We start from the raw sequence: 16885 nt of genomic DNA on the forward strand, positions 1-16885 counted from the left end.
CCCAACCAGCGGAGCCTACGGAACCGTAGGCTCCGCTGTTATGTATGTTGCAGGAATCTGCACTCATCAGGAATCGAGGAGTCCCGCGCTGTGACAATCCTTGGCATCGGCCTGGATTTGGTTTGCATCTCCGAATTCGCCGAACAGCTGGAACGCACCGGCACCACCATGATCCGGGAGAGTTTCACCGCCGGCGAGCGGCGCTATTGCCAGAGCAAAGGCACCGATCCGGCCCGCAGCTACGCCGCCCGCTGGGCCGCGAAGGAAGCGGTCATCAAGGCGTGGGCGTCATCTCGCTTCGCCCGCAGCCCGCAGATCGGCGACAATCCCTACCCGTTGATCGAGGTGGTGAATGACGCCTGGGGCCGCCCCAGTATCAAATTGCACGGCCTCGCAGCGGAATTCCTGCCCCGGGTGCGAGTTCACCTCTCGCTCACCCACGATGGCGATACCGCCGCCGCCATGGTGGTGCTGGAGGATCCGGGCGAACTAGCCGACCTCATCCAGGGGTGAGGGTGTGCGCTGACCGCCGCTGCGGGATTCCTTCTCGGCGATCAGCAGATACGCGACCATGAGGCGCTTGAGCTCGGCGACGGCGTCCTCATGGCTGAGTCCGTCCTGCACCGAGAAATTCAGCATCGAATAGACCACGTGCACCAGCACCTGCGCCATCATCGAACGGCGGATGCGGGGGGTGCGCGGCATCAGCGAGCGCAGCATCTGCGCCACCGCCTCGGCGAATTCCTTCTCGTGGATCGCCCCGGTGGCCCGCGTCGACGGCGTCGACTGCATGGCCAGCCACACCTCGCGGCGGGACGGATCGGTCATCCACAGATCCGCCAGATGATCGACCAGCGAATTCATATGGCGTAGCCAGTCCATGGACGGGATCTCGCCGTGGAAGTCCTTGAGCTCCTGCGAAACCGCGACCAGATCCTGGCGATTCAGCTCGCAGACGATCACGTACTTGTTGGCGAAGAACTGGTAGAGGGTGCCGATGGGGACTTCCGCGCGGGCCGCGACTTCCTCACAGGTGAACGACTCGAAGCCGACCTCGACGAGCAATTCGCGTGAGGACTGCAACAGCGCGTCGAACTTGCGTTTGCTCCGTTCCTGCGTCGGGCGGCGACGGGGCATCAGCTCTTGCGGGTCGTCCTGCAACTCCAACGCAGGGTCCGGTCGTCGAGTCGACCTGGTTCCCGTGCGTGCTTCCACGTTCAACAGCCTAGAGGTAGCGACACTCCGATGACACGCTGCGGTAGTTCGTGTGTCCCTCTGTCGGTCCGGAAACTCACCAATCCGCAACCGGGAACGGCGACGAACATTCATCGCAGCTGCCTCCCGGCCGCGTGCTCGCACACTCCTCGGGGGCTTTATCCGAACGCTGTTTTCGTCTCGAGAACCGTGTCCCGGCAAAGGGGACACGACGACGTTGGAAGGCTGATCTGTGGTTGCTTCTGCTGTTGTCCGATCCACGGTGACCATCGGTGTCGCCACCGAGCGCGGCATCGTGCGTGCGGTGGCCCTCGCCGACGACGGCGACAGGCTGCCGGAACGCGTGGTGATGGAACGCGTCGAGCGGATCACCGGCGATACGAAGGCCGATCTGGCCGCGGCGGTCGAGCTGGTGCTGGAGGAGATCGCGGGCAAGCTCAGCCCCGATCGCGATATCGTCGGCGCTGCCGTCGCCTACCGGGACGCCGCCGAGCGGCGGGCCATCGTGACCCGCCTGGCATCGGGCGCGTGGCATGAGGCCTCGCTGGTATCCGCCAAGGCCGCGCACCTGTCCGTGGCCCGCGCCATGACCTGGGTCGACGAATTCGAGGATCTGGCCATCTGCGAGGTGGTGCCGGGTTCGCAGGCTTTCTCGCTCATCGATTCCGAGCGCAACCGGGTGCTGGCCGCGGTCAGCCTGACCGGCGGCGCGACCAATGACGAGGCCATGAGCGCTGCCGTCACCGCCGCCTGGGATCAGTTCGACGCGGCCGGGGTGAAGCCGGACGCGGTGGTGCTGATCGGTTCCGCCGCAACCGAACCCGCCGTCGTCGCCGCGCTCGAAGCGGGCTTCGGCGCACCGGTGATCCCGTGCTCGGTGGCCGCGAACGCACCCGCCATCGGTGCGGCGCTGTCCGCCATCCCGGAGGCCGAATACGCGGGCGAGGCCGCCGAGCGGATTCGCCGGGCGCGCGGTACCGCCGCGCTGTTCGCGGCGGCCAGTGTGCTCGCGGGTGGTCTGGTCGCGGGTGGCGTGTACGCGGCGAGCAATAACTCCAAGTCCGTGCCCGAGCCCATGCTCACCGATGCCCGGGTGTCCGCCGACGCGCGCACCCAGGGCGTCGAACATCCGATCGGCGAGCCGGGTATCGATACCGGTTCCGCGTCGCCGGTGGAAGGCGTTCCGGGCGATGCGCCCATGACGACCGAGGCCGCCGCGCCGCTGTCGGCCGAGCCCGCGCCGGAGCCGCCCGCGCCGGATGTGGTGACCATCGATCCGGCCACCCTCAACTGGGGTCCGAAGAATCCCGAAGCGAAGCAGATGCGGCCGTCCAAGCCCCTGCTGATGGCGCAACCGGAGACCGAACCCGCGGCGCTGCAAGCGGATTCCATCATCCCGGCGCCGGCGCATTCGGCCGCGCTCACCGATACCGGTCTGTTCGCGGGGGAGCAGGCACCGCCCGCGCTGGATTCGCCGGAATTCGGGAAATGGTGGGATAACCACTTCCGCATGATGATGCAGTGGGCGGCAGCGCAATTGGTGCCGCGCGGGGTCTAGAGCTGGCCGCCGTCCCCCGCCGCCGCCTGCGCGGGGGACAGGTCCAGGTTCGAGTCCCGGCCCGTTGGGGGCCGGGACTCTTCCTATTTTCCGGGTTTTATACCGACAGGTCGCGGCGCAACTTCGCCACGTGCCCGGTGGCGCGCACGTTGTATTGCGCGACCTCGATCTTGCCGCTCTCGTCCACCAGGAAGGTGGACCGAATGACGCCGGTGACGGTCTTTCCGTACATGGTCTTCTCGCCGAATGCGCCGTACGCCTGCAATGTGGCCTTGTCCGGATCGGACAGCAGCGGGAAGGTGAGCGCCTCCGCATCACGGAACTTGGCCAGCTTCGCGGGCTTATCGGGGGAGATGCCGATGACTTCCAGTCCGGCTTCGTTCAATTCGGCCAGGCTGTCCCGGAAATCGCAGGCCTGCTTGGTGCAGCCGGGCGTACTCGCGGCCGGATAGAAGTAGATGATCACCTTGCGTCCGCGGTAATCGCTCAGCGACACATCCTTGCCATCGGCATCGGGAAGTGTGAAGGCGGGCGCGGCGTCGCCGGGACTGAGTCGACGGTTCTCGGTCATGCGTACTCCTGCGTGAGGTCCCTGCCCCGCAGGGCGGGAGAGCGATGCGGATCTCCGAAATCCAGGATCCGTTCGAACAAATGTGCTAGTTTTCTGGCTATGGTCTCCGCTGTAGTGAAGCGGGCATTCCGATTCCGCTTCTATCCAACCGATGCGCAAGCCGCAGAGCTGACGCGCACCTTCGGCTGTGTACGCAAGGTATACAACCTGGCTTTGGCCGCACGCATCGAGGCATGGGATGTGCGTGGTGAAAGGCTTGGCTACAACGCGACTTCGGCGCTGTTGACCACATGGAAGAAGTCCGAAGAACTCGCCTACCTCAACGATGTGTCCTGCGTCCCGCTGCAGCAGGCGCTTCGGCATTTGCAGACGGGCTATGCCGCGTTCTGGGACAAACGCACCCGGCGTCCGCGTTTCAAGTCTCGCAAGAAGTCTCGTGCGAGCGCGGAATACACGAAAAGCGCATTTCGCTACCGCGAAGGTCGCCTCATCCTGGCCAAGATGGCTGAACCGCTGAACGTGATCTGGTCCCGATCGTTACCTGACGGCGCAGAGCCCTCAACGGTCACCGTCAGTTGCGATCAGGCGGGTCGGTGGTTCGTATCGCTACTGTGCGAAGACCGCAGTGTGCAGCCACTTCCATGTATCGAGAAGGTTGTCGGGATCGACATGGGTCTCGACTCGCTCGTGACGCTGTCGACAGGCGAAAAGATTCCGAACCCTCGATATGAACGGGCGGATCGGATCAAACTTGCCCGGGCGCAACGTGACCACGCGCGCAAGATCCCGGGATCGTCCAATCGAAACAAGGCTCGCCGGCAGGTGGCGCGAATCCATGCGCGCATCGCCGACCGACGTCGCAATCATCTGCATGAACTGACCACTCGGCTCGTGCGTGAGAACCAAACGCTCGTGCTCGAGGATCTCGCGGTACGGAATCTGATCAAGGGTCGTGCGTTGGCCAGGGTCATCTCGGACGCGGGATGGCGTGAGTTTCGGACCATGTTGGAGTACAAGGCGAACTGGTATGGACGCGAGTTGATTGTGATCGACCGCTGGTTCCCCTCGTCGAAGCTCTGCTCATCATGTGGAGCACTTGCATCCTCGATGCCACTCCACGTTCGAGTGTGGATTTGCGACGAGTGCGGCGTCTCTCATGACCGGGATGTCAACGCCGCGAAGAATTTGCTGGCCGCTGGGTGAGCGGTGACAGTCTGTGGAGAGGGTGTAAGACCTCAACGGAGCACTCCGGGCGGGCAATCGTCGCAGAAGCAGAAATTCGAATCGCGAGGTTCGGAACCCCTTGCCCAAAAGGGGGACACCAAGCCGCCACCGTAGTAGACGGGTCGGACGGCATGCGGGCGATACACTCCAGAGCAGGTCGGCAGCCCGGCGTGGCTTGCCGCCTCGAGACAACGGTGCCGCCGGTGCGCGGCTTTCAGACAGGAGTGTGACGTGGCGAGAGATACCGAGGCCATCGAGCGTGAGATCGAGGCCGCCCGGAGTAGGCTCGCGAACACCCTCGACGAACTCGCGGTGCGGGCCGATCCGCAGCGGTTGGCGGACAACACCAAGCAGGCGCTGGTCGCCAAGGTGAACGAGCCGAAGATCAAGTACAGCCTGATCGGCGCGGGCGTGGTCGTGGTCGGCCTGATCCTGATCAAGGTGTTCCGCTGAATCCAGCGAGTTGAGTTCGAATGAAAAAACACCCGGTGCGCTGGCACCGGGTGTTTCTCGTTATCGGGGCGAATCAGACCGTGGGGCAGGCCATTCCGTCGCCGTCGGGGTCCAGGTGCGGGCCGTAACCGGGCTCGCCGCGGAAGAGCGGAGCGTGCCCGGCGGCGCGGGCCTCATCGCAGTTCTTGTAAGCGCCACCGGCGGAACCGGTCTGCGCGAGATTGGCCGAGCCGGTCGCGCCGGAACCGGTGTCGATGGCGGAGGAGCCGGTACCGGAGGAGCCGGTCGGCACATCGGCGAGGGCAAGGGCGGAGGGGGCTGCAAGAATCGTCAGTCCCGCGACGCTGGCGGTGACGAGAAGCCGGCGAACGTTCATGTATTCCTCAATGTCGGCGCAATAGGGTTGGCAGCGGCCCGATTCGGCGCGGATGCCACCGCCGTCGCGTGGGGTGCGACTCGGTGGCCGGTTCGGGTCCGGCGTCTACAGTTCCGGCGCAACGTTGCATTGTCAACCGGATGAGCTATTCATCCAGGTAAATGACTATGCGCCGAGTGTCTGCCGGGAGATGTTCTGCCAGAACATGTCCCATTCGTCCTACTCGGAAATCAACTACGCGCTCGTTGATCTCCGCCCTCGCATTACGACGAACGGACGGTACCGCACTCCGGTTCCCGAATCGCGCGGCGCGTTCGGCAATAGCATTTCCATAATGCGTGACGGCTGTTGGTGTCCATGTCAACCAAGAGGGGATACTATGTATTCATGACCCGCTGGTTGAGCGAAGAGGAACAGGCGACCTGGCAGTCCTATATCCGTATGCGGCAGCGGCTCGAAGCAGCCATCGCCGCCGGACTTTCCAAGGACGGCTTGTCCACCTCGGACTATGAAGTACTGGTCGCGCTGTCCGGGGCGGGCGGACAACTGCGCGCCAAGGAATTGGGCGCGGAGATCTGCTGGGACAAGAGCAGGCTGTCCAAGCATTTATCGCGGATGGCCGCGCGCGGACTGGTCGATCGGTGCCAGGCCGTCGACGACGCCCGCGGCCGCGAGGTCCGATTGACCGAGCAGGGGCGGCGGGCGCTGGAAACCGCCGCACCCAATCACGTGGAATTGGTGCGGCAGTTGTTCATCGACGATATGGGTCCGGCCGAAGCCGCCGCGCTGCGCTCACTGTCCGAGCGAGTGGTTTTGCGCGCCGAGCGCACGGACGTACCCGGAATCGGCTGATCCGGCGCTATTCGGCTCGGCCCTTCCAATCGCCGAACGGCTCGTCGCGTTCCCGGACCGCCTCACGGAAACCGGCGGTGGCGGCGCGCAATTGGAAGGCATAACCCTCGCGGGTATGCCGGGAAACACCGTCGAATACGGTGCTGACCATGCCGGAATTCGCCACGCCCTGATTGAGCAGTGCGCTGTTGAGCGCCAGCTTGGCCATGATGAGCTGATTGATCGGCACCAGCGAAATACGGTGCAGCAGTTCCTCGGTGCGCGCGTCGAGTTCGTCGGCGGGCGCGGATTCCACGGCCAGCCCCCACTCCCGCGCCTGCGTGCCGGTGAGGCTGTCACCGGTGAAGAGCAGGCGTTTGGCGCGCTGATCGCCGATGCGATGCGCCCACATGCCCGCCGCCGGAATACCCCAGGTGCGGGTGGGCGGATAACCGATGCGGGCGTCATCGGCGCAGATGATCTGATCGGCGTACAGCGCGATATCGGTGCCGCCCGCGATGGCGAAGCCGTGCACCTTGGCGACCGTCGGCTTATTGGCGTACAGCAGGCTGGCGAAACCGCGGTTGAACCGCGACATCATGGCGTAGTCGACCATGGGATCCCAAGTGCCCCAGGGATTGTGGTTACTTGCCTGCACGACCGGATCGAGCACGGTGCCCTCGACCGGCTGCGCGCCCTCGGCGGGGGCGAAGCTGTTCTCGGCGAAGATCGACAGGTCGTAGCCGCCGCAGAAGCCCTTACCGCGCCCGCTCACCACCATGACGTGCACGCGCGGATCCAGATCGGCGCGCTCGACGGCGGCCGCCAATTCGATCGGGGTGTCCGCGGTGATGGCATTGCCGTGCTCGGGGCGATTGAAGGTGATCCGCGCGATCCGCCCGGTCACCTCGTAAGTCAGTGTGCGACCGGCGATTTCGCCCTCGGGCTGGGGGCGGCCGGTGAACAGGGAATCGTCGCCGCCGGTCAGATCGTCGCGCCAGGCGGCGGGACGGGTTCCGGCGTGCTCGGCGGTCGGTCCGGGGCGCTGCGCCGCGGGGCCGGGATGCTGCTCGTGATCGGGGGACACGCAAGCAGTGAACCCCCGTTCATTTCTTGCTGTCAAGGGGTGACTGGCGGCGCGCGGTGTTCGGATGTTCAGTCGGTCCAAGGGCGGACCGGGGGTTTCACCCACAGGATCTTCTCGTCCGCGTGGGCGCGGGCGGCGGCGGGATGATCGGGATGGCGTGCGGCCCAGGCGTCCTTCTCGGCCAGCAGTTGCGCCACCACCTGCCAGGTCTCATCGGTGCTCGGGGGATTGGTGTCGGCCGCCCGGGCGAGCTTGCGCTGCTGCGCCTGGGGGAGATCCAGTAATTCCGGTCCGGTGATGGCGCGAGCCCAGATGTACGCCGCCAATCGCCGGGCCTTGTCCTCCCGGCTGCGGCTCGCATGATCAGAGTGCGCGTAGTCGGCCATATCGCAACTCCGCAGGTAGTCCACTATGTCGAGCCCGACCCTACCGCAGCGCCGACAGTCTCGCCGGGTGATCCGGCGCAACACCGGTGAGCCGCGGACGGTGTGCGGTTACCGTGGATCGCATGCCGGATGCCGCCGATCTCGTCATCGACCGCGCCACCCTCGCCGATTGGGCGACCGTCACCGCCTGGGCCGATGCCGAGGGCTGGAATCCGGGGCTACGCGACGGCGTGCCGTTCTTCGCGCAGGATCGCGACGGATTCTTCCTCGGGCGGCTGGACGGCGAACTCGTCAGCGCGGTCTCGGTTGTCAACTACGGCAGTGAATTCGCGTTTCTGGGGTTCTACCTCGTCCGGCCGGATATGCGCGGCGCAGGATTGGGCCTGGCCACCTGGAAGGCGGGGCTGGCGCACGCGGGGGAGCGGGTGGTCGGACTGGACGGGGTGCCCGATCAGCAGGACAACTACCGGCGCAGCGGGTTCGAACTCGCCTATCGCACTGCGCGTTTCACCGGGAGTCCGGCATTGCCCGCACCGGATTCGAGTGTGCGGGTGCTTGCCGAGCGTGATGTGCCGGAACTGCACGGCTACGATTCCGCCTGTCTCCCAGCCGATCGCCCGGATTTCCTCACCGCCTGGCTGAGCAATCCCGGCCATCGCACGGTGGTGCGGATCGTCGACGGTGTCCTCACCGGCTACGGAACCATCCGTCCCGCGCGGGATTCGCATCGCATCGGGCCGCTGTTCGCCGATACCGAGACCGACGCGCGGCACCTGCTGGCCGCATTGGCCGTCGAGGCGCAGGGCGGGCCGGTGGCGATCGACGTCCCGCTGCGCAATGCCGCCGCGGTGCTGCTGGCGGAGGAGGCGGGTCTGAAGCCGAGCTTCGAGACCGCCCGCATGTACACCGGTGCGCCCCGAACCCATTCCGGCGACAAGGTTTTCGGCACCACCACGCTCGAACTCGGCTGATCAGATGGGTCGCAGTGAGGCGGCCAGCCGCTGCGCGGCGGCGCGATCGACGGGTGCTTTCGCGCTGCCGAGCCAGCAGACCCACCAGCGCCGGGTATCGGACTGCACCACCGCGGCGTAGACCTCGGCGGCGGGGGTGCCGGGATCATTGAAGTCGACCCGGTAGAAGCACGACTTGCCGGTCACCTCACCGCCTTTCACATCCAGGACTTCCTGGTCGACGCGGGTGCCGCTGTCCGGGAAGAAGAATTCCCCCATGCCCGAGCCCAATGAGCAGGCGGCGCGGGTGTCATCGGGTTCGGCTGCGGCGAACAGTGATTCGTCGAGTTTGCCGAGCAGGATCATGCCGTCCCCGCCGCCCTGCTTCTCCAGCGCGGCCTGTCCGAAGATCAGGTGGTCGTCGCCCTGCTCGGGCATCTGCTGCCAGCCGTCCGGCGCGACGAAACTCATGCCCGCCGCGCTGCTGCGGATCCGATCGGCCTCATCGTGCCTGCGGTGCACCTGATCGACGATCGAGTATCCGATCCCGGCCAGCGATGCCACCAATCCCAGTACGCACAGCGCGATCACCCAGCGCGCGGTGCGCGCGGACACCGGCCGCTCGGCGTCGATCTGGTTCGGTTCCACCCCGCGACGCTAACAACGCTGCTGGTCAGGGGCATTGTGGCGGGTGACGCGGCGCGCCGGACGGGTTTATCACGATCGGGCCACCCGGGTCACCAGGCCGAGGGTCGCACCCGGCCGGGCGTCACCACGTGGGCGAGCATATTGCGCAGTTCGACGGTCGCGCCCGGCCCGAGCGCCCGTGCCCACCGCTCGGTGAACCGGGCGGCGGCGGCATCGGCGGCGCGGGTGCAGGCCCACCCGCGCTCGGTCAGCGTGATCACCTTCGCGCGGGCGTCCGAAGGATGCGGATTGCGTTCGGCGTAGCCCTTTTTCACGAGCTCCTCGACCAGCTGGCTGGCCGCCTGCTTGGTCACCCCGAGATGTTCGGCCAGTTCCCCGACCGTGGCCCCGTTCGGCGCCATGCGCACGAACGCGAACCCGTGCGTGGGCCGGATATCGGTGAACCCGGCCGCGACGGTGCCGTCGTGAATGGCATCGGTGACCTCGGCCGCCGCCGCGAGCAAGAGCATCGGCAAATCCTGAGCGGGCATGAATGCATCTTGGCACTTGACAAGAAAGACAACAAGCTTGACTATATAGACAAGTTACTTGACTAAAAGGAGTCATCGAAATGCCAGTCGTCCGCACCGCCGACCTCCAGTCCCACCGGCTGCACGGCTCCACCTTCACCCCGTTGATCCGCCCTGCCACCGGCAGCGCCGAACTCTGCGTCTGGCGGCTGGAAGTGGGCCCCGCCACCACCGGCGTCAGCCACCGCATTCACCGCGAGGAAGCCTTCGTCCTGCTCTCCGGCTCCATCTCCCTCACCATCGAGGGCGAATCCCACACCCTCACCCCCGGCGAGGCCGCCGTGGCCCCCGCCGGCTCCACCATCAGCCTCACCACCACCGACCTCCCCGCCACCGTAATGGTCACCGCCCCAGTCGGTTTCACCGGCGAACTCCCCGACGGCACCATCGTCAACCCACCCTGGGTCAACTGACCGCCGTTACTGTTCCGAACTAGTGATTCGCACTCGGATTCGCGACCGCAGGGGCGGGGAAGCCGTGGGTTCGTGCCGAGAGGACAACGGCGGCAACGGGTGCCAGCAGAATCAGGACGGCCCAGGGGAGGGTGGCGGCGGAGAATTGGCCCAGTAGTAGGCCGCCGATGACGCCGCCGAGGGCCATGGCGACATTCCAGAGGGTGACGAGCATGGCCTGGGCCGAATCCGCTGCGGGGCCACCGGCATTGGCCGCAGCGGTTTGCAGAAGGGTAGGGAGGCCGCCCCAGCCCAGGCCCCATAGGGCGGCTGCGGCGTAGACGAGGACGGGGTGGTGGGCGAGGGTGGCGAGGGTTGTCGTCGCGAGGGCGACCAGGAGCACGCTTGCGATGGTGAGGGTGCGGAGGCGGCGGTCGATGTGTGCGCCGACGAGCCAGATGCCGGCCAGTGAGGCCGCGCCGAAGACGAGCAGTATCGCGCCGGTGGCGTCGGTCATGCCCGCGTGGTCCAGGAATGCGGCGATGTAGGTGTACAGAATCGTGTGCGCCAGTACGAAAGTCAGGGTTACGAAGAGCACCGCGGCCACGCCGGGGACGGTCAGGGCGCGGGTCATCGGCGGGCGTTCGCCGGACGGTTGGCCCGGCTGTTCGGGAACGCCGAGGCCGATCCAGCCGAGCAGGATGACGGTCAGGCCGGTCATGATCAGGAACGCCACTCGCCAGCCGACCGCCTGCCCGATGAACGTGCCCGCGGGTACGCCCAGGGAGAGCGCGACCGGAATTCCCGCCATCGCGATCGCAACCGCCTTGCCCTGCAGGTGATCCGGGGCCAGCCGCCGGGCGTACCCGGCCAGCAGCGCCCAGGCCAGTCCGGCCGCCACCCCGGCCAGGAAGCGGGCGGTCATGGTCACGCTGTAGTTCGAGGACAGCGCGGTGACGGTATTGGCGGCCGCGAAGCCCGCCATCGCGGTGAGCAGCAGCCGTTTACGGCTCCAGCTCGCGGTCGCGGCGGTCAGCGGAATCGCGGTGAGCGCCGTCCCCAGCGCGTAGACGGTCACCGACTGTCCCGCCGCGGATTCGCCGACCCCGAGATCCGCGCTCAGCGCGGGCAGTACGCCCGCTGGGAGAGTTTCGGTGAGGCTGGTGATGAACACCGCCTGCGCCAATGCCAGCAGGGCGAACGTATTGAGTTTCGTGACCCGTTGCGGCGCAGCGGATGCGGTGCGCGGGGCCGTATTCGGTGTTGTCATGAACCGAATGCTCGAACCCTCACACGTATGTGAGGGTCAACCCGGATCGCTGTGAGCTACCCCATATTCGCGCGAACCCTAGCGTGCGCGCTGTACCCGGGTCTCGTTCCAGACCGGCGTACTGGACTCGTAAACGACTCCGTCGGAACCGAATACGAGGAAGCGATCGAATTCGCGCGCGAACCAGCGGTCGTGGGTGACGGTGACGACCGTCCCCGCGAATTCGGCGATGGCCTGTTCCAGCGCGTCGGCGGAGGCCAGGTCCAGGTTATCGGTCGGCTCATCGAGCAAAAGCATGGTGACGCCGGACAATTCGAGCAGCAGGATCTGCACGCGGGCCTGCTGTCCGCCGGACAGATCGTCGAAGAGGTTCTCGGCGGCCCGCGCCAGCCCGTACCGATCCAGCACCCGGCTGGCGGCCTCGCGTCCCATCCCGTCGCGATGTTCATCGCCGCTGTGCAGGATCTCTAGCAGGGTGCGCCCGGAAAGGTCCGGGCGGGAATGGGTTTGCGCGAAATACCCGGGACGCACCCGGGCGCCCAGCGCGGCGGTACCGGTGTGCGGCACCGGTGCGATCTCACGATCACTCACCGGGCGATGCTCGATATCGGGATCGGAGCCACCGGCGGCCAGCAGCCGCAGGAAGTGCGATTTCCCGGATCCATTGGCGCCCAATACCGCAACGCGATCGCCGAACCAGATTTCGGTATCGAACGGCCGCATCAGACCGGTCAGCTCCAGCTGCTCGCACACCAGCGCGCGCTTACCGGTCTGCCCGCCGCGCAGGCGCACCGAAATGCGCTGCCGGATCGGGGTGGCCTCGGGCGGCCCGGCGGCCTCGAATTTGGCCAGCCGGGTCTGAGCGGCGTGATACCGCGCCGCGATGCCGTCATTGAACTTCGCCTTCTCCCGCAGGCGCAGGACCAGTGCGCGCAGTTTGGCGTTGTCCTCCTCCCAGCGGCGGCGCAGTTCCGCCAACCGCGCGGTGCGGTCCTCGCGGGCCTGCTGGTACCCGGCGAAGCCGCCGCCGTGGATCCAGGCGGTCGCGCCGTTCACACCGGGTTCGAGGGTGACGATGCGCGTGGCCGCGTTCGCGATCAGCTCGCGGTCGTGGCTGATGAACAGGACCGACTTACTCGATTCGGCGATCGTGCGTTCCAGCCACTGCTTGCCCGGGACGTCCAGATAGTTGTCGGGCTCATCGAGCAGCAGCACCTCGTCGGGACCGGCGAACAGGGCCTCGAGTACGACCCGCTTCTGCTCACCGCCGCTCAGGCTGCGCACCGAACGCCATTTGGCGCGGTCGAAGTCGACGCCGAGGGCGGCCATGGTGACTTTGTCCCAGAACCCCTCGATCTCGTATCCGCCGACGTCGCCCCACCCGGTGAGGGCGTGCGCGTACGCCAATTGGGTTGTCTCGTCATCGGTTTCGATCATGGCGTCCTCGGCCGCGTCCAGCGCCCGCGCGGCCGCCCCGACCGCGGGATCCGCCACCGACAGCAGCAGATCGCGCACCGTCGACTCGTCATCGATCTGACCGATGAACTGCCGCATAATGCCCATTGATCCGGAACGCGTCACCGCGCCCTCATCGGCGGTGAGGTCCCCGGCGATGATCTTCATCAGGGTCGTCTTACCGGTGCCGTTGGGCCCGATGAGCGCGGCCTTCACCCCGTCACCGATACGGAAGCTCACTCCGCTGAGCAGCTGTCGTCCATCGGCGAGGAAATACTCGATCTCGGAAACGTTCACGTGGGCCACGGGACCCCAGGCAACCGCAAACGCTCAGGTAAAGCAACCCGATTCCCCGGCGAGCGCCGGTACCGGAGGCCAGGCCGCCGCGTTGACGCCGATCGTCGCGGCGAATTAGGTTCGGCATATGCGGGTCTATGCGGACGGTGGCGAATATCGCTGGAGTGATGTGCCCGCCGGCCAGCTGCGCGCGGCGATATCCGGCGCGCTGGACGGTTTCGCGCGCCGGGCCGCCGAACTCGACGGCCGCAAAGCCGCCGCGGTCCTGATCGCGGTCGCCGAATACGCCGGGGGACAGGGCATCTGGCTGACCGAACGATCCCCGGGCCTGCGCGCCCACGCCGGACAGCTGGCCCTGCCCGGCGGCAAAGTGGATCCCGGCGAGGACGCGGAAACCGCGGCCCTGCGTGAATTGCACGAAGAACTGGGCATCGCCGTGCCGCGCGATGCCGTGCTCGGGCTGCTCGACGACTATCCCACCCGCTCGGGCTATGTGATGACCCCCGTCGTGGCCTGGCTCGGCGACGCACCCGCGCCGACCCCGAATCCCGCCGAAGTGGCTGCGGTGCATTGGATTCCGCTGTCGGAATTGGATGTCGAACCTCGCTTCGTCCCCGTTCCCGGCTCCGATCGCCCCGCGATCCAGCTCCCTCTTCTCGGCGGCCACCTGCACGCCCCCACCGCCGCGATCCTGCACCAGTTCCGCGAGGTGGCGCTGCATCGCCGGCCCACCCGCGTAGACCAGATGGATCAGCCCCGATTCGCCTGGGAGTGACCGGCCCCGCCGGTAACGTCCCGTTCCGTGGGCGCGACATTCCCAAGACCGCGTTTGAAGCATCTCGACCGAGAGGGATTCGAATGAGGAAATCGATAGTCGTCAGCACCCGGGTCCTAGCCGCCGCGACGGTGGGTCTGGGTTTCGCCGCCGTAATCGGCTCGGGCACGGCGCAGGCCGCGCCGCAGGATTGCCAGATCACCCGGGATCTGACCGGGGCCACGGCGGTCTGCCATGACGATGACGCGCCCGCCGGGCGTGAATACGCCTTGATCGTGGACTGTTTCGGCCTGCACGGTGTGCCCAATGCCTTCCCGTTGATGGCCATCGGCCCGTACAGCGGGTCATGGAGCGGCTCCTTCAGCCCGTCGGGTCAGGGCACGGCTTCCTGCCTCGGGCCCTTCAGTGTGGGTACCGCCACGGGTGCTCACGTGGCGATTTATCGCGACTGACCCTTTGCGCTGACCGTCCGGGTGCTCGGACCGGCTCATGCGAATCGCGTATCCGGACCGTGTAGCCTGGATGTCAGCGACGTATATCTACAGTGTAGGTCTACGGGAGGGAGCGACATGTCCTCGAACGAGCCGACCACTTCCGTGGCCGCCGATTCGACCGAGTTCTCGTGTGCGGTATGTCCGCACGATCGGGAAGCCCACGGCCGGATCGGACTTCGGTACTGCTCCGCGACCCTGGCGAGCGGACTGGAACGCGCATGCGCCTGTGCCCGCCCGGCCGATCACCAGGACACCTACTACCGTCGATAGGAAGCATGACCATGGCAGTGCAAACGCCTTACGAGCGTCGAGTGATTCGGGTTCGGGATGTGGTGCGGGCCAACTCGGGGCTCGATGAAGAATCCGCGACCGCACTCGCGGTGCGGGTATTGCATGAACTCGACACGATCCCCGAGAAGATTCGCTGATCGGCTGTCCCCGGGGCCGGTGTTTCGGACTCGGGGACAACGGCGGCCGGATCGCGATCCGGCAGCGCGAGCTCGTTGATCAGCCGCCAGGTCTGAAAGTATTGGCGCGGTAGGGAACCCGTGGTGTACGGGATGTCGTACTTGTCGCACAGTGCCCGCACCCGCACCGCGATTTCGGCATAACGATTGCTGGGCAGATCCGGGAACAGGTGATGCTCGATCTGGTAGCAGAGATTGCCGCTGAGGAATGCCAGCGTCGGCCCCGCGTCGAAGTTCGCGCTCCCCAGCATCTGCCGCAGATACCAGTCCGCCTTGGTCTCGTGCTCCAGCGCCTCGGGGGTGAACTTCTCCGCGCCGTCGGGGAAGTGGCCGCAGAAGATCACCAGGTAGGCCCATAGATTGCGGGCGAGATTGGCGGTCACGTTCGCCGTCAGGGTGCGCCGCCAGCGGCGTCCGCTCAGGATCGGCAGCAGTACGTAGTCCTTACCGGTCTGCCGGACCACCTTGCGGATCAGCGCCCTGGTCTCGGCGGTGCGCGCGGCGGGGGTTTCGGCGCGGTCCTGTTCGGAGTAGAGATCGTGCAGGGCGATGCCCCATTCGAAAGTGGCTGCCAGGAAAAGGTTTTGCAGCGGTTGCAGTAGGAAGCGCGGCCGCCACGGCTGGTCGGTGGTGACCCGGATGACGCCGAAGCCGATGTCATCGTCCATGCCGAGCACATTGGTGTAGAAGTGATGCCGGAAGTTGTGCGAGTATCGCCACTGCGAGGACAGTCCGGCCATATCCCATTCCCAAGTGCTGGAACGGATTTCGGGATCGTTCATCCAATCCCATTGGCCGTGGCCGACATTGTGGCCGATCTCCATGTTCTCGATGCTCTTGGCGGTCGCCAGACCCGCCGTCCCGAGGAGCCAGCCGAGCCTGCCCCGGCTGACCGCGATGGTCAGCCGGGAGGCGGCGTCGAGGGTGCGCTGCAATGCGATGGTGCGGCGGATATAGCGCGCATCGCGGGTGCCGCGCTGCTCCTCGATATCGCCGCGGATCTCATCGAGCTCCCGTCCGAGCGATTCGATATCGGAGGGACTCAGATGCGCGTACACGGCGACATTGGTGATGGCCATTCTTCAGCCTATGCCGTAAGACAGCGTCTGTCTACATCGTAGAGTTACAACGTAGAATCAGTGCTGACCGGCACCGTTATCACGCGGCAGGGTCGCGGCGAGACCGGTCAGCAGGATATCGAGCCCGCGTTCGAGTTCGGCCCCGCCGTCATAGGACGCCAGCGCCGGTGCGAGCCCGCGCAGCAGCGGGAACTCCGCGATCGGCAGCCGGTACAGGCCCAGGCGCAGCAGATCATCGGTCTCATCGGGGTTCTCCACGATTTCCTGGAGCTCGTTGAGCACATGCCCGTACAGGAAGCCGAATACGGCCCGATAGATGTGCAGGGCGTCCGGACCGGAGAATCCGGCATGCGTCAGCAGCGCCAGGATGTCCTCCAGCGGTCGCAGCACCGCCTGCGGCCGCAAGCCCAGCGGCGTCGCCAGCGGCCGGGTCACCAGCAGCGGCACCACGCGCGGATGCTCCAGTGCGAGCTTACGGAAATCCCTTGCCACCGAACGCAATTGCGACATCCAGTCCGGATCCGTCGCATCCACCGACAACTCCGCGAAGACCACCTCGGCCACCCCGTCCAGCACCGCGGCCTTATTCGGCACATGCCGGTAGATCACCATCGGATCCCGTCGCACCGCCTCCGCGAGCCGCCGCATCGACAGTCCGTCCACCCCGTCCCGATCGACGATCCGCAGCGCCGCGTCCAATACCGCCGCCCGGGTGATCGGTCCCTCCACCGGCCCGTCCCCGGTGGAGCCGGATCGGCCGCGGTTGGTTGGCTTGTCAGCCATATCGG

General features: G+C 66.4%; 21 protein-coding genes and 1 pseudogene. 11 read left to right on the forward strand and 11 right to left on the reverse strand.

Annotation, left to right across the window (positions count from 1 at the left end; all coding sequences use genetic code 11):
• Nucleotides 1-90: 90 nt before the first annotated feature.
• Nucleotides 91-513: a holo-ACP synthase gene (locus tag AB0L82_RS01035; RefSeq protein ID WP_309231616.1), complete on the forward strand. Its 423-nt coding sequence runs from the start codon at nucleotides 91-93 to the stop codon at nucleotides 511-513.
• On the opposite strand, the gene AB0L82_RS01040 is transcribed toward AB0L82_RS01035, so the two are convergent.
• On the reverse strand, nucleotides 490-1137 hold the full coding sequence (locus tag AB0L82_RS01040) for a TetR/AcrR family transcriptional regulator (protein WP_364632705.1): 648 nt from the start codon (nucleotides 1135-1137) through the stop codon (nucleotides 490-492). The two genes, AB0L82_RS01035 and AB0L82_RS01040, sit on opposite strands and share 24 nt — an antisense overlap.
• Before the next feature lie 340 nt (nucleotides 1138-1477).
• On the opposite strand from AB0L82_RS01040, the gene AB0L82_RS01045 reads away from it, so the two are divergent.
• Entirely contained in the window at nucleotides 1478-2773 is a 1296-nt protein-coding gene (locus AB0L82_RS01045) for a hypothetical protein (protein WP_364629094.1), read from the forward strand.
• 97 nt (nucleotides 2774-2870) lie between these two features.
• On the opposite strand, the gene bcp is transcribed toward AB0L82_RS01045, so the two are convergent.
• Complete coding sequence (bcp, locus tag AB0L82_RS01050; protein ID WP_364629097.1) at nucleotides 2871-3344, reverse strand: thioredoxin-dependent thiol peroxidase; 474 nt, start codon at nucleotides 3342-3344, stop codon at nucleotides 2871-2873.
• A 99-nt stretch (nucleotides 3345-3443) separates the two neighbouring features.
• On the opposite strand from bcp, the gene AB0L82_RS01055 reads away from it, so the two are divergent.
• The gene (locus tag AB0L82_RS01055; protein WP_364629100.1) at nucleotides 3444-4547 is read left to right on the forward strand and encodes an RNA-guided endonuclease TnpB family protein; all 1104 of its coding nucleotides are present in this window, start codon (nucleotides 3444-3446) and stop codon (nucleotides 4545-4547) included.
• A gap of 252 nt (nucleotides 4548-4799) precedes the next feature.
• On the forward strand, nucleotides 4800-5021 hold the full coding sequence (locus AB0L82_RS01060; RefSeq protein ID WP_067574554.1) for a DUF3618 domain-containing protein: 222 nt from the start codon (nucleotides 4800-4802) through the stop codon (nucleotides 5019-5021).
• A 73-nt stretch (nucleotides 5022-5094) separates the two neighbouring features.
• Here AB0L82_RS01060 and AB0L82_RS01065 read toward each other — a convergent pair whose 3' ends face one another.
• Nucleotides 5095-5397 (reverse strand): excalibur calcium-binding domain-containing protein, encoded by a 303-nt coding sequence (locus AB0L82_RS01065; protein ID WP_364629103.1) that lies wholly within the window; start codon nucleotides 5395-5397, stop codon nucleotides 5095-5097.
• A 387-nt stretch (nucleotides 5398-5784) separates the two neighbouring features.
• On the opposite strand from AB0L82_RS01065, the gene AB0L82_RS01070 reads away from it, so the two are divergent.
• Entirely contained in the window at nucleotides 5785-6249 is a 465-nt protein-coding gene (locus AB0L82_RS01070) for a MarR family winged helix-turn-helix transcriptional regulator (RefSeq protein ID WP_364629106.1), read from the forward strand.
• A gap of 7 nt (nucleotides 6250-6256) precedes the next feature.
• Here the strand turns inward: AB0L82_RS01070 and AB0L82_RS01075 are convergent, their stop codons facing one another.
• Both AB0L82_RS01075 and AB0L82_RS01080 read right to left on the reverse strand, forming a co-directional pair.
• Nucleotides 6257-7315, reverse strand: a complete 1059-nt coding sequence (locus AB0L82_RS01075; RefSeq protein WP_364629109.1) for a crotonase/enoyl-CoA hydratase family protein — start codon at nucleotides 7313-7315, stop codon at nucleotides 6257-6259.
• A 68-nt stretch (nucleotides 7316-7383) separates the two neighbouring features.
• Nucleotides 7384-7701 (reverse strand): hypothetical protein, encoded by a 318-nt coding sequence (locus tag AB0L82_RS01080; protein ID WP_364629111.1) that lies wholly within the window; start codon nucleotides 7699-7701, stop codon nucleotides 7384-7386.
• A 122-nt stretch (nucleotides 7702-7823) separates the two neighbouring features.
• Between AB0L82_RS01080 and AB0L82_RS01085 the strand changes: the two genes are divergently transcribed.
• The gene (locus AB0L82_RS01085) at nucleotides 7824-8672 is read left to right on the forward strand and encodes a GNAT family N-acetyltransferase (RefSeq protein WP_364629113.1); all 849 of its coding nucleotides are present in this window, start codon (nucleotides 7824-7826) and stop codon (nucleotides 8670-8672) included.
• Here AB0L82_RS01085 and AB0L82_RS01090 read toward each other — a convergent pair whose 3' ends face one another.
• Nucleotides 8673-9299 (reverse strand): APA family fibronectin-binding glycoprotein, encoded by a 627-nt coding sequence (locus AB0L82_RS01090; protein ID WP_364629116.1) that lies wholly within the window; start codon nucleotides 9297-9299, stop codon nucleotides 8673-8675. It lies immediately after the preceding gene.
• An 89-nt stretch (nucleotides 9300-9388) separates the two neighbouring features.
• Nucleotides 9389-9829, reverse strand: a complete 441-nt coding sequence (locus tag AB0L82_RS01095) for a MarR family winged helix-turn-helix transcriptional regulator (RefSeq protein WP_364629119.1) — start codon at nucleotides 9827-9829, stop codon at nucleotides 9389-9391.
• Between the two features lie 80 nt (nucleotides 9830-9909).
• Between AB0L82_RS01095 and AB0L82_RS01100 the strand changes: the two genes are divergently transcribed.
• On the forward strand, nucleotides 9910-10281 hold the full coding sequence (locus AB0L82_RS01100) for a cupin domain-containing protein (RefSeq protein WP_364629121.1): 372 nt from the start codon (nucleotides 9910-9912) through the stop codon (nucleotides 10279-10281).
• A 19-nt stretch (nucleotides 10282-10300) separates the two neighbouring features.
• On the opposite strand, the gene AB0L82_RS01105 is transcribed toward AB0L82_RS01100, so the two are convergent.
• Entirely contained in the window at nucleotides 10301-11530 is a 1230-nt protein-coding gene (locus tag AB0L82_RS01105) for an MFS transporter (protein ID WP_364629124.1), read from the reverse strand.
• Nucleotides 11531-11608: 78 nt separating this feature from the next.
• On the reverse strand, nucleotides 11609-13291 hold the full coding sequence (locus AB0L82_RS01110) for an ATP-binding cassette domain-containing protein (RefSeq protein WP_364629127.1): 1683 nt from the start codon (nucleotides 13289-13291) through the stop codon (nucleotides 11609-11611).
• Nucleotides 13292-13409: 118 nt separating this feature from the next.
• Between AB0L82_RS01110 and AB0L82_RS01115 the strand changes: the two genes are divergently transcribed.
• The 4 genes and pseudogenes from AB0L82_RS01115 to AB0L82_RS01130 form a co-directional block, all read left to right on the forward strand.
• Nucleotides 13410-14057, forward strand: a complete 648-nt coding sequence (locus AB0L82_RS01115; RefSeq protein WP_364629130.1) for a CoA pyrophosphatase — start codon at nucleotides 13410-13412, stop codon at nucleotides 14055-14057.
• Nucleotides 14058-14140: 83 nt separating this feature from the next.
• Complete coding sequence (locus AB0L82_RS01120; RefSeq protein ID WP_364629133.1) at nucleotides 14141-14509, forward strand: hypothetical protein; 369 nt, start codon at nucleotides 14141-14143, stop codon at nucleotides 14507-14509.
• A 117-nt stretch (nucleotides 14510-14626) separates the two neighbouring features.
• Entirely contained in the window at nucleotides 14627-14821 is a 195-nt protein-coding gene (locus AB0L82_RS01125; RefSeq protein ID WP_364629136.1) for an RGCVC family protein, read from the forward strand.
• Nucleotides 14770-14916 (forward strand): annotated as a pseudogene (locus AB0L82_RS01130) (hypothetical protein); the annotation flags it as partial. The gene AB0L82_RS01125 and the pseudogene AB0L82_RS01130, both read left to right, overlap by 52 nt.
• Here the strand turns inward: AB0L82_RS01130 and AB0L82_RS01135 are convergent.
• Nucleotides 14850-16097 carry an acyl-CoA desaturase gene (locus tag AB0L82_RS01135; protein WP_364629139.1) on the reverse strand — a complete coding sequence of 416 codons (1248 nt, stop codon included), beginning with the start codon at nucleotides 16095-16097 and terminating at the stop codon, nucleotides 14850-14852. The pseudogene AB0L82_RS01130 and the gene AB0L82_RS01135 sit on opposite strands and share 67 nt — an antisense overlap.
• A gap of 57 nt (nucleotides 16098-16154) precedes the next feature.
• A complete protein-coding gene (locus AB0L82_RS01140; RefSeq protein ID WP_364629142.1) occupies nucleotides 16155-16880 on the reverse strand; it encodes a TetR/AcrR family transcriptional regulator C-terminal domain-containing protein in 726 nt (241 codons plus the stop codon).
• Between the last annotated feature and the right edge of the window lie 5 nt (nucleotides 16881-16885).

The sequence above is a fragment of the Nocardia sp. NPDC052001 genome (assembly GCF_040680615.1).
Classification (GTDB): Bacteria; Actinomycetota; Actinomycetes; order Mycobacteriales; family Mycobacteriaceae; genus Nocardia.

What these genes read in the sequence shown, in the direction of transcription:
- AB0L82_RS01040 (WP_364632705.1), bottom strand. Translation starts at nt 1,137, where the DNA reads ATGCCCCGTCGCCGCCCGACGCAGGAACGGAGCAAACGCAAGTTCGAC.
- bcp (WP_364629097.1), bottom strand. Translation starts at nt 3,344, where the DNA reads ATGACCGAGAACCGTCGACTCAGTCCCGGCGACGCCGCGCCCGCCTTC.
- AB0L82_RS01055 (WP_364629100.1), top strand. Translation starts at nt 3,444, where the DNA reads ATGGTCTCCGCTGTAGTGAAGCGGGCATTCCGATTCCGCTTCTATCCA.
- AB0L82_RS01065 (WP_364629103.1), bottom strand. Translation starts at nt 5,397, where the DNA reads ATGAACGTTCGCCGGCTTCTCGTCACCGCCAGCGTCGCGGGACTGACG.
- AB0L82_RS01070 (WP_364629106.1), top strand. Translation starts at nt 5,785, where the DNA reads ATGACCCGCTGGTTGAGCGAAGAGGAACAGGCGACCTGGCAGTCCTAT.
- AB0L82_RS01080 (WP_364629111.1), bottom strand. Translation starts at nt 7,701, where the DNA reads ATGGCCGACTACGCGCACTCTGATCATGCGAGCCGCAGCCGGGAGGAC.
- AB0L82_RS01085 (WP_364629113.1), top strand. Translation starts at nt 7,824, where the DNA reads ATGCCGGATGCCGCCGATCTCGTCATCGACCGCGCCACCCTCGCCGAT.
- AB0L82_RS01095 (WP_364629119.1), bottom strand. Translation starts at nt 9,829, where the DNA reads ATGCCCGCTCAGGATTTGCCGATGCTCTTGCTCGCGGCGGCGGCCGAG.
- AB0L82_RS01100 (WP_364629121.1), top strand. Translation starts at nt 9,910, where the DNA reads ATGCCAGTCGTCCGCACCGCCGACCTCCAGTCCCACCGGCTGCACGGC.
- AB0L82_RS01105 (WP_364629124.1), bottom strand. Translation starts at nt 11,530, where the DNA reads ATGACAACACCGAATACGGCCCCGCGCACCGCATCCGCTGCGCCGCAA.
- AB0L82_RS01115 (WP_364629130.1), top strand. Translation starts at nt 13,410, where the DNA reads ATGCGGGTCTATGCGGACGGTGGCGAATATCGCTGGAGTGATGTGCCC.
- AB0L82_RS01120 (WP_364629133.1), top strand. Translation starts at nt 14,141, where the DNA reads ATGAGGAAATCGATAGTCGTCAGCACCCGGGTCCTAGCCGCCGCGACG.
- AB0L82_RS01125 (WP_364629136.1), top strand. Translation starts at nt 14,627, where the DNA reads ATGTCCTCGAACGAGCCGACCACTTCCGTGGCCGCCGATTCGACCGAG.
- AB0L82_RS01135 (WP_364629139.1), bottom strand. Translation starts at nt 16,097, where the DNA reads ATGGCCATCACCAATGTCGCCGTGTACGCGCATCTGAGTCCCTCCGAT.
- AB0L82_RS01140 (WP_364629142.1), bottom strand. Translation starts at nt 16,880, where the DNA reads ATGGCTGACAAGCCAACCAACCGCGGCCGATCCGGCTCCACCGGGGAC.